We start from the raw sequence: 11,422 nt of genomic DNA, 5'->3' as shown, positions 1-11,422 counted from the left end.
GGCGTTGAACGTATTCCACCCGCCGTGTCCTACCGAGGTGCCTTGCCTTCTCAAGATGGCAGCGATGTACATTATGCAGATTATCTCGAATACGTTATCGAGAAAGAAGGCGGCATAGGTGCCTTTATTGCTGAAGGTGTTCGCAATACCGATGTTCAAGTGCCAAGTAAAGCCTATTGGCAACGCGTACGCGAAATCTGTGACAAGCATAATGTGTTGTTGATTATCGATGACATCCCAAACGGTATGGGCCGAAGCGGCGAGTGGTTCACCTATCAAGCCTTTGATATCGAACCGGATATTTTATGCATTGGTAAAGGTTTCGGTGGTGGTTTGGTGCCTATCGCCGCCATGGTAACCAAAGAAAAATACAACACCGCTGCAGAGATTTCTCTGGGTCACTATACCCACGAGAAAAGTGCGCTTGGCTGCGCGGCGGCACTGGCTACCATGGAAGCCATTGAACAAGAGAATCTTTTAGAAAAAACACGTCGTGACAGTGAGTATGTCAAAGCTCGCCTAGAAACGATGAAACAACAGTATCCAGTCATTGGTGACGTACGCGGTATTGGTCTACTCTGGGGTGTGGAATTAGTGAAGAGTCATGTCACTAAAGCACGCGCATTCGATGAGGCAGAGCAAGTTCTTTACCAATGTCTGAACCACGGACTGAGTTTTAAGGTGTCGCAAGGCAACGTTATTCAGCTTAGTCCCCCCCTCGTTATTACTCGTGAAGAGCTGACGACCGCACTCGATATTTTCGAGCAAGCAATCACTAAAGTATGTAAGGATTTCAACTATGTCTAATTCATCTCCAATTCAAGCTATTGTATTCGACTGGGCAGGAACTATCGTGGACTTTGGCTCATTTGCGCCAACGAGTATTTTCGTGGAAGCATTTAAACAAGGTTTCGACTTCGATATTGCGCTTGCCGAAGCTCGTGAGCCTATGGGCATTGGTAAATGGGACCACATTAAAGCGGTCGGCCAATTACCAGACGTAAAAGTGCGCTGGATTGCGCAATTCGGCAAAGAGATGAGTGATTCAGATGTAGACGCAATTTACGCTGCCTTCATGCCTTTGCAAAAAGCCAAAGTCGCCGATCATGCCGAGCCGATTCTTAATGCCGTTGAGGTGGTGAATTCATTCAAAGATAAAGGAATCAAGATTGGCTCTTGCTCTGGTTACCCGAGAGAGGTCATGGATGCACTTATTCCTGTCGCTGCGGACTATGGCTACAAACCGGATTATGTGGTTGCCACAGATGATCTCCCTCAAGGTGGCCGCCCTGCACCATTTATGGCACTGAAAAACGTTATTGAACTTGGTGTTGGCTGTGTTGGTGCTTGTGTGAAAGTCGATGACGCTGCGCCGGGCATCGAAGAAGGTCATAATGCAGGAATGTGGACCGTTGGCCTGCTGCTATCAGGCAACGAAGCAGGCTTAACGTTTGACGAATACCAATCAGCGGATCACGCCACTCTTGATGCAGCTCGTGAGCGCGCTCGCACGAAACTTGGCAAAGCATCACCGCACTACCTCATCGATACCATCGCCGACCTCCCAGACGTCGTAGCGGATATCGAAAAACGTCTTGCTGCTGGCGAACGTCCTTAACGACGACACGTCGACAGTACAAGAAGCGCGCTGAGCTCCTTTGGCTTATCGAGCATTTGAACGCAAAACCCGCAGCCTAGCTGCGGGTTTTTGCGTTAGTGTCGTTTAGCCACCAAGGTAAATTTATACTCACTAGATTTAAAGTAGTTACGACTATACTCGAACACTGTGTCTCCGCGTAAATAACCTCTAGTTCGCTTCTCTATGATGGGTTGTGCTGGGTTAATTTGCAGTAGGTCTGCAATATCTTCCGGTGGTAATACAGGAATGATTTCTTGTTCGCTACGATCGATGATCAAGCCTTTTTGTTTCTCAATGAAATCGTACTTAGAGCCTTGCATGACCTGATAAGTCAGGTCTGGGAACATACTCGTTGGCATCCAAGTTTCTTCCACCGTGATTGGGTTATCGTCCAAGAAGCGAACGCGTTTAATGTAGAAGATACGTTCTCCTTCTGAGATCTCTAGATGTTCAGCCATAGTGATGGATGCGGCTTGAATCTCAAAGGCCAGTACATCACTGTGAGTCACACCTTGTAGGTGAGCCCATTTCTCAGCAAAACTGGTTTGTTGGTAGATATCATAATTAACACGGTTTTCTTTTACATATGTACCACTACCTTGAATACTCTCTAGCTCCTGGTTTTCTACCAATAACTTGATAGCCTGCCTGACAGTCACCCGACTCACAGAAAACTCTTCACGCAACTGGGCTTCAGTGGGCAATGCTTCCCCCACTTTATATTCTCCACTACTAATTTTTTCGCGGATCGCATCGGCAATTCTGCGATACATCGGTAATCTCGCCATACTAACCTCTACTACCTGATTACGGCGTCAATTGAGTCGGAGCACTCAACATTAACTATATTTAACCAATATGATACGAATTGATAGACCAATGACAAGCAGTTGTTACTACAAAAAACTTAAATTTAAATACAACAACAATACATATTTCCAGATAAATGAGATCTTGATCATGGATCATTTGTATCAAATAGGTATTATTCACTCATTGTTGACAGGACAACAATAGATGAATGTAACAATGGGACAAAAGTTATGAACCTAACATCTCTTACCAACCCATCGCTGATAAACCTACAAACGACATTTGAAAGTCGTGATGCAGCGATTGAAGCCCTTGCCGAACAATTACACCAACAAGGCAAGTTGTACAATAAGGAAGAATATTTAAAGGCTGTATTCGAGCGCGAAGCTCAAGGCCCAACAGCGCTAGGAGAAGGCTTAGCAGTACCACATGGGAAAACTGACGCGGTGAAAGAAGCCGCTTTCGCAGTCGCCACCCTTTCAAAAGACCTTAAGTGGCAAGGACTTGATGAAGATGAAGACGTTAATCTCATCTTCTTAATTGCAATTCCAAATGCAGAAGCAGGCTCAACACATATGCACCTGCTTACCGAGCTGACCACGACACTGGTTGACGATGATGTGCGTCAGGCGGTTCTCAATGCTACAACTTCAGAACAAATTCTGGGTTTATTGACCGGCAAAGACAACATAGCTGAAAAACAAGACAACTTAGATACAAATGCGCCAACCGTTGTTTGTGTGACCGCCTGCCCTGCTGGTATTGCTCATACCTACATGGCAGCCGAGTACCTTGAAAAGACAGGTAAAAAGCTAGGCTACAAGGTTTATGTTGAGAAACAAGGTGCGAACGGGATTGAAGACCGTTTGACTGTAGAACAGTTGAACAAAGCCACAGCTGTTGTATTTGCAGCAGAAGTCGCGATCAAAGAAGTTGAACGCTTTAATGGTATCCCACGTGTTGAAGTGCCAGTGGCAGAGCCAATCAAACACGCAGAACGTATTCTCAACGACGCAATTGAAGCAGGCAAGAACAGTGCTGGTGCTGAGCGTACTATCGCAACGGACGATAAACCGAAAAAACTACCGCTGAAAACAGAGCTAAAACAAGCACTGCTTTCCGGTATCTCTTATGCCGTTCCTCTTATTGTGGCTGGCGGTACAGTTCTGGCAGTGGCCGTTCTTATTGCTCAAATTTTCGATCTGCAAGAATTGTATGCAACCGATGGTTCGTGGCTATGGATGTATCGCAAGCTTGGCGGCGGTCTGCTTGGCACCTTGATGGTTCCTGTACTTGCCGCTTACACCGCTTACTCACTTGCTGATAAACCAGCACTTGGTCCTGGTTTTGCTGCAGGTATCGCTGCCAACCTAATCGGTTCAGGCTTCTTAGGTGGCGTAGTTGGTGGTCTGATTGCGGGTTACGTAATGCGTTGGGTGAAAGAGAATGTTCGCCTTAGCCCTGCCTTCAACGGCTTCTTAACCTTCTACTTATATCCAGTTATTGGCACTTTGGTTGCGGGTTCACTAATGCTGTTTGTTATCGGCAAGCCTGTTGCATGGCTTAACCAAGGCCTAACTGACTGGCTAAACGGCATGTCTGGCACAAACGCTCTACTTCTGGGCGCCGTGATTGGCTGTTTCGTATCATTCGACTTAGGTGGTCCAGTAAACAAAGCGGCATACGCATTCTGTCTTGGTGCAATGGCAAACGGTGTTTACGGCCCATACGCTATCTTCGGCTCAGTGAAAATGGTATCGGCATTCACAGTAACTGCATCGACCATGCTTGCACCACGTTTATTCAAAGACTTTGAAATTGAAACCGGTAAATCTACATGGTTACTTGGTCTTGCGGGTATCACCGAAGGTGCTATCCCGATGGCGATTGAAGATCCAATCCGTGTTATCGGCTCGTTCCTATTAGGCTCAGTTGTAACAGGGGCGATGATTGGTGCTGCAGGTATCGGTCTATCAACACCGGGAGCGGGTATCTTCTCAATTTTCCTACTGCACGACGCTGGTATTGGCAGCTTCATGGCCGCAGCGATCTGGTTCGGTGCAGCCTTAATTGGTACCGCTATCTCAACCGTAACCTTGCTAGCGTGGAGAGCGCATGCCGTAAAAAAGGGCAAGTTTGACGCTCAGGTTGCGACTCAAAACTAATGGCATAAACCATCAATAAGCTGAAGGGCACAGGCTCTCTGTGCCCTAAATCAGCAAATAGAAACAATCCCTTGATATTAAAGAATTCAAACTCACTGCAAAGCAGTCCAAAGGTTAACACAATGACTACATCTCGCGTTCATATCACTCCTCACATGCATTGGGACCGTGAATGGTATTTCACGACAGAAGAATCGCGCATTCTTCTGGTGAACAATATGGAAGAAATTATGCAGCGTCTGGAGACAGACTCTGAGTACAAATACTACGTACTTGATGGACAAACAGCGGTTCTTGAAGACTATTTTGCTATCAAACCAGAAAACAAAGAGCGTGTGAAAGCCCTCGCAGAAGCAGGTAAGTTGATTGTGGGTCCTTGGTACTCGCAAACAGACACCATGCAAGTCTCAGGTGAATCTATCGTACGAAACATGATGTATGGATTACGCGATTGTCTCTCTCTTGGTGAGCCAATGAAGATTGGTTACCTACCTGATTCGTTTTCAATGAGCTCTCAGTTGCCGATGATCTATAACGGTTTCGATATCGACACCGCTATGTTCTGGCGTGGTTGTTCTGAGCGTCATGGCACCGACAAAACCGAATTCCTTTGGCAATCAAACGATGGCTCAGAAGTCATGACACAAGTACTTCCGCTTGGTTATGCGATTGGTAAATACCTACCGCAAGATGAAGAAGGTTTACGTGCGCGTCTCGACAAGTATTTCCCAGTACTTGAAAAGCCATCTGTGACTAAAGATATCCTTTTGCCAAACGGTCACGACCAAATGCCAATTCAAAAAGATATCTTTGACGTGATGGACAAACTACGCGAGATCTATCCAGAGCGTGAGTTCGTCATGAGCCGCTTTGAAGAGGTCTTCGACCGTATCCGTGAACAGCGTGACAACCTCGATACCATCAAAGGTGAGTTTAACGACGGCAAGTACATGCGCGTCCACCGCACAATTTCATCGACTCGTATGGACATCAAATTGATCCATGCTGAAGTGGAAAATAAGATCGTCAACATCTTAGAGCCGCTCGCTTCAATTGCTTGGGCTCTTGGATTTGAATACCACCACGGTCTTATCGAAAAAATGTGGAAAGAGAGCATGAAGAACCATGCTCACGACTCTATTGGTTGCTGCTGCTCTGATAAAGTTCACGCTGAGATCTTAAACCGTTACATCCTAGCGGATGATATGGCGACCAACCTGATCAATTTCTACAAGCGTAAGATTGTTGACCATATGCCTGCACGTGAAGGGTGTGACAAGCTAGCGTTCTTTAACCTGTCACCTTACGAACGTGAGGAAGTGATCAACACAACCATCACCATTCGCGCTGACAAGTTCAATCTGTTCGATGATGATGGCAAGGCGGTCGACTACTATATCCAAGACCAACGCATTATCGACCCAGGCAAGATTGACCGCCAAATTGTTCACTATGGTAACTATGACCCATTTATTGAGTACGATATCCAGATTAAATACTCAGTACCTGCAATGGGCTACACTACGCTTCACATCCAAGGTAACCAAGACGGCGCACAAAAAGCGATTCACTCAAGCGCCGACATACTTGAAAATGAGTTCTACCAAATAACAGTTAACAACAACGGTACACTGACTGTGTTTGATAAAGACACTCAAATGTCGTTCGACCAAGTATTGCGTGTCGAAGATGGTTCTGACGATGGCGACGAGTACGATTACTCACCTTCTCGCCAAGAATGGCTGATGTATTCCGATGAGTTTGACGTTGAAACCAGCATCAAACATGAAGGCTTCCAGTCTGTTGCAACAATCAAAACTCGCATGAACGTACCTGCAAACCTTGAAGAGCGCGAAGCGCGTTCAGGCCAAAACGGATTTGTTGATGTGGACTGCCAAGTGGTTCTAAAACAGGGCTCTCGTCGTATTGAAGTCCGCATGGAAATGGACAACCAAGCCGACGATCACCGTGTTCGAGTTCTCGTTCCTACACCATTCGTATCTGAAACTGTCGTTGCCGATAACCAGTTTGGTCTCATCACTCGCCCGACGAACGATCCTGCGATGGATGTTTGGGAGCAAGAAGGCTGGAAAGAAGCACCCGTACCCGTTTATCAACTGATGAACTTCGCAGCGGTTGAGAACAACACGGGCGGTATGGCAATAATGTCCAATGGTCTGCGTGAATTCGAAGTCATTTCCAGTCAAGGTAACGCGCAACGTGATACTTTCGCACTCACGCTATTCCGTGGTGTTGGGGTCCTTGGTAAAGAGAACCTTCTTCTTCGACCTGGCCGACCATCTGGTATTAAGATCCCAACACCACATTCTCAAACTCGCGGCAAGATCGTGTGTGAGTTCGCGCTGTTTGGTTTTGCTGGCAACCACATAGATGCCAACATCATGGCAGAGTCGCGTGACAATGTAACGCCAGTTCAGTGCTACAACAAAATTCCTTATAACGCGATGAAGTTGAATGTGGGCGAGCAAAACAAACCGTTGACTTACTCCTTGCTCAATAAGAGTCAAAAAGGAGCCGTTCTGAGCGTACTTAAGAAAGCAGAAGATGAAAACGCATTAATTCTCCGAGTCTACAACCCATCAGAGACTTCAGTCGTTGAAGACAATATCGCATTCAATGAATCGGTTACCTCTTGGAGAGAAGTGAGTATGGACGAGCGAATTCGAGATACGAACGTTGAGATGCAATCCTTTGGATCGCTAAAACCGTGTCAGGCGAGAAGCTTCCAAGTTAAGCTTTAGGCTAAGTTTGTGGTCAGCAAAAAGCATCGTGCTCCGCTTCTTTGCTGACTTCCCCCTTTACCAATATCAAGGGAATGGTACTGTCTCTCGGTTATTACCATACTAGCGACGTACCTAGAGTCTGTTTAATTGAGACTTCACAGGCTCACTATTGGTAACTTATGGTCCTGATAAGTTCATAATCAAGCTCTTTGACCAACCCCGCTGCGAGGCGGGTTTTTTCGTTGTATTGGCTATATCAAGTTAGACGGCGTAGGCAAGTTAAAGCACTTTTGTTCCTTTCTAAGTTACCTACCAGCACGTGCCCAAGTCCAAATCCTGTCGTTCCTGCAAAGATAGAAATCGACCAACAGCACGTCACCAGAATCATATACTTCACCTCTGATAGTTGCTCGTCGACGATGGCTTACTTTCTCCCCTTTTCTGTCTCGCATCCACCTCAATATATTCGTCATTCCCTTGAAAAAGAGAGTCTCATACAACGTTTTGTAAACCTAATTTACATGATTTACTTTCAAATTTTCAGTTATTTACACGCTTCAGAAGCTCTTCGTTTTCGCGAGGATAACAGTCTAACTGAATTCGACTCTATCGAATGCCACAACAAAGCTAATACTAGCAGCCGCACTCTACGACTAATGTCTAACTGTCTGAGACTATTTGTTTTTTTTCGATTGGTATAAGGTACTAACAACTGAATTTCAATGGGTTACAAAAAGAGTCATCGAGTCTTTGTAGCCGATAATATATAGACAACTACTCGCATAGTCTTCGTACAGTGAGTAAATAACGTTGGTTGGAGAAACACACCTTAGAGTGTGAACGAAAGGAATCAAAATGAGCAGTACTATAGAGTCCGTACATATACGAACAGATAAGCCTCAAGTCAACGAGGATGAACTGACTTATGAACAACAACATAAACCAAGATCGAAATTTGTTACCCGAGAACAATATTTAGAACATGAATTACAAATCATGGCACCCAAACGCTGGCGTGCCAATCTGCCGTTTAAAGATTATCGATTTGAGCTCGAAGATACCATCCCAGCGATGGCGGCGACCATTGGCAAAGTAGTTATGGTGGGAGCCATTGCAGCCACCTTTGCTGGAGCGCTTGGGCTAAATGAAGGCTTTGTTTTGGAAAATGTTCGTTATGAATTACTCATTGCATCTGTTTTCATTATTCTTTTCTCAGGATTCTTATTACCGACTGCTAATCTCGCAGGTACACACGGCCCACTAATCCCTTTAATTCCCATTGTCGTTGCAGCAGGCGGGCATCCTATGGCTTTTGGGTTGCTGATTGGCGCTTTTGGCTTAATCTTAGCCATCAGTAAAGGCGGCAGCATGTTAGCAAGTCTCACCAGTAAAGGTGTGTGTGGCGGTCTATTACTCTACCTTGGCTTTGTGGGAACCGTTTCTCAAGTTAAAAAGCTGTTCACTTGGGCTGAGGGAATAGGCATGAGTCATATTGCGTTTGTCGTGATCTTTTGCACTATTATTTTATATGCTTTATTGGAACATTTTCGTAAACGTTGGCTAGCCGTGCCTCTTAGTTGCTTGCTAGGTGGTTCGTTAGCTTTTGCCATGGGTGCCCCGTTTTCTTTTCAAACCGAGCCTGGGTTACCCAATATGAACCCTATGTATTGGTGGGGAGAAGATACTGGCTGGATGCTTGGCTTACCTACAATAGAACATTTCATGGTGGTACTGCCCTTTGCTATTTTAGCAGTGGCCATGTGGTCGCCAGATTTTTTAGGGCATCAAGTGTTTCAAAAAATCAGCTATCCAGAACGTACAGAAAAAGTACATATGAACATTGACGATACCATGACCACGGCTTCAATTCGTCAAACATTCGGCTCTCTGCTCGGTGGTACTAATTTTACTTCTTCGTGGGGCACTTATATCGTGCCAGCGGCTATTGCTAAACGCCCTATTCCTGCAGGTGCTTTGCTGACGGCACTGTTCTGTATCATAGCGGCTGTTTGGGGCTACCCTATGGATTTAGCTATATGGCAACCTGTACTTTGTGTTGCGTTAGTTGTTGGAGTATTTGTTCCATTGCTAGAAGCTGGAATGGAAATGACTCGTGAAGGGAAAACCACACAATCGGCGGCTATTGTTGTATTTTCTTCAGCACTAGTTAACCCAGCATTCGGCTGGTCTCTCACCATGTTGTTAGACAACTTAGGCTTAGTCGGTTGTAAAGAACGTAGCGGTGAGCTAAGTAAAATGAGCCGTTGGGTGTTGCCTGGAGTTATGTTTATTGTGTTAAGTAGTGTGATGGCGTTGGTTGGTCTTCTACCAGGGATACCAGCGATTATCCCAAGTTTTCGTTAACCTTTAGATAAGCTCACGATAAGAGATAATAGTTTGAAGGTACTTTTTCTCTCCTGATCGAAACGGTTTAGTTCAGTGGTTCTAAACCGTCTCTTACCGTTTCGAGGCTACTTACCATCAAGTACCCAAGCCCAAATGCGGTCATTCCTGCGAAGGCAGGAATCCACCAACAGCGTCCCCTGAATCACATGCTCCACCTCCGCTAACTGCCTGACGAGGCGGGCTTATTTTGGCCCTTTCCCGAGTTAAGCATAAGTCGTATACAGCAAGCTCGAAGCTCGCAGAACCTAACCAATCAGCTCTTAGCTTGCTTCCGACTAAAAAAAGCCAACACTTTCGTTTTTAAAATGTTAAATACAGGCTTACCAAGAATAACGATGCTACTAAAAAAAAGCACTTCACCAAGCGCCCACAAGCTGCCACCTAGACTTCCGATTTGTAAGGCAGTTAGTTCTAATATTCCCCCAATGGCGGCGGCGATGGGTAAGAAGCCAAAAATGAGTAATTGGCTGCATATTAAGCCGATAAACACTATCTTCTTCCACGGTGTGTTCACTAAATCCTTCAATTGAGGCGCATTCGTGCTGGTGTCTAACTTAGTGGGTGTGGATTTTCTTAACGTCGACATAATAACCTCTCGTTTGAACTGAAAAAGTTAGCGCACCTGTTGAGACGCGCTACACCTAGCGATTAGATGGCATCGTTATAACTGGTGTCCGCTTTCTCCAGAGTAGTGACGCCCGGTATACGTACAATCACAGGCTTTTCTGGTGTGCCTTCGATTTGGTTTTTGCGCAGGTTCCATTCCTCTTGATGCGAGAAGTGGCGTGGATTCTCTTCTGGCGCAATGCCCGAGTCATAGATCTCCATCGTCTGAGGCCAATTGGTTACTTCCAAGATAGGCGCATCTTGGTTGCCGAATGGGCACATACTCACTAGCACAAAGCTGTCCATCTCGGCATAAAAACTAATGTACTGACCTCCCTCGTAGTTTTTACCTGGGTGTAGTGCACCGACACTGAAACCCGCTTCACTTTTAGCCGAAAAATCATTCGGTTGAAACACATTCAAATCAGCCTGACGCGTACGCGCATCATCAGCTGGCACACCTAACTTACCCCACGCCATTTCAAAATTGGTTTGACATGATGGGTGATTCGATTTGCCACTCGCCGCTTCAATCAACTCAGTGGTGCAATGCGGGCCAAAGAAATGCCACTTAGTGTTGTCATCTGGTAGTGAGTCTTTATCACTATAATTGGCTCCATCTTCAATGATGGTGGCGATCGGGCGCATGTAAGGCACATTAGTCCAAGCGCGGTTTAAAGTGGTCATTTGGAAGCCTTCCAGCTGCATAGTGGTCTCAAAGCTTGAGGTTTCACGCAAATCATGTGCGTTGGCAAACATCACATCATTGATTTGTGGACCATGGGTTTGGCGGATGGTAAACACACTGCCAGCAGGCACAAAATAGGCTTCACCGGTGTGGATTGGCTGAACGTGTCTCCTACTTAGTTTCCAGTTTTCTTTGTTGGCGACAATGCGGTCGTAGAAGGCTTTGTTTACGCCAGTCCTATCACGATATTGTTTGACTGGATCGACTTCTTGTGAGGCGGTGGTTACATTGTTGTTCATAACGAACTCCTTAAGTGATGGATTGTGTTATTGCTGAACCTAAGTAAGTTCTTTAGTAACTT

8 protein-coding genes are annotated in these 11,422 nt (G+C 45.7%); 5 read left to right on the top strand and 3 right to left on the bottom strand.

Annotated elements, in window-relative coordinates:
* Together AWH66_RS11835 and phnX are read left to right on the top strand one after the other, a co-directional pair.
* Window positions 1-807: aspartate aminotransferase family protein (locus AWH66_RS11835; protein ID WP_071487852.1), on the top strand; the 807-nt coding region annotated here is incomplete at its 5' end.
* Window positions 800-1,618, top strand: a complete 819-nt coding sequence (gene phnX, locus AWH66_RS11830) for a phosphonoacetaldehyde hydrolase (RefSeq protein ID WP_063603141.1) — start codon at window positions 800-802, stop codon at window positions 1,616-1,618. The genes AWH66_RS11835 and phnX, both read left to right, overlap by 8 nt.
* A gap of 95 nt (window positions 1,619-1,713) precedes the next feature.
* On the opposite strand, the gene AWH66_RS11825 is transcribed toward phnX, so the two are convergent.
* Window positions 1,714-2,427: a GntR family transcriptional regulator gene (locus AWH66_RS11825; protein ID WP_083400018.1), complete on the bottom strand. Its 714-nt coding sequence runs from the start codon at window positions 2,425-2,427 to the stop codon at window positions 1,714-1,716.
* 255 nt (window positions 2,428-2,682) lie between these two features.
* Here AWH66_RS11825 and mngA point away from each other — a divergent pair, with 255 nt between their 5' ends.
* The 3 genes from mngA to AWH66_RS11810 all read left to right on the top strand — a co-directional run bounded on the left by mngA (window position 2,683) and on the right by AWH66_RS11810 (window position 9,725).
* Window positions 2,683-4,617: a PTS 2-O-a-mannosyl-D-glycerate transporter subunit IIABC gene (gene mngA / locus AWH66_RS11820; RefSeq protein WP_063603139.1), complete on the top strand. Its 1,935-nt coding sequence runs from the start codon at window positions 2,683-2,685 to the stop codon at window positions 4,615-4,617.
* A 122-nt stretch (window positions 4,618-4,739) separates the two neighbouring features.
* Window positions 4,740-7,379, top strand: coding sequence for a mannosylglycerate hydrolase (mngB, locus tag AWH66_RS11815; RefSeq protein WP_063603138.1), 2,640 nt, complete (start codon window positions 4,740-4,742; stop codon window positions 7,377-7,379).
* Window positions 7,380-8,216: 837 nt separating this feature from the next.
* A complete protein-coding gene (locus tag AWH66_RS11810) occupies window positions 8,217-9,725 on the top strand; it encodes a DUF3360 domain-containing protein (protein ID WP_063603137.1) in 1,509 nt (502 codons plus the stop codon).
* A gap of 295 nt (window positions 9,726-10,020) precedes the next feature.
* Here AWH66_RS11810 and AWH66_RS11805 read toward each other — a convergent pair whose 3' ends face one another.
* Complete coding sequence (locus AWH66_RS11805; protein WP_063603136.1) at window positions 10,021-10,353, bottom strand: hypothetical protein; 333 nt, start codon at window positions 10,351-10,353, stop codon at window positions 10,021-10,023.
* Window positions 10,354-10,415: 62 nt separating this feature from the next.
* The gene (locus AWH66_RS11800; protein WP_063603135.1) at window positions 10,416-11,360 is read right to left on the bottom strand and encodes a DUF1989 domain-containing protein; all 945 of its coding nucleotides are present in this window, start codon (window positions 11,358-11,360) and stop codon (window positions 10,416-10,418) included.
* Window positions 11,361-11,422: the final 62 nt, after the last annotated feature.

It is taken from the genome of Vibrio barjaei (assembly GCF_001639065.2).
Lineage (GTDB): Bacteria > Pseudomonadota > Gammaproteobacteria > Enterobacterales > Vibrionaceae > Vibrio > Vibrio barjaei.
Note: the sequence above shows the minus strand (reverse complement) of the source record. Positions and strands in the feature narration are given on the sequence as shown.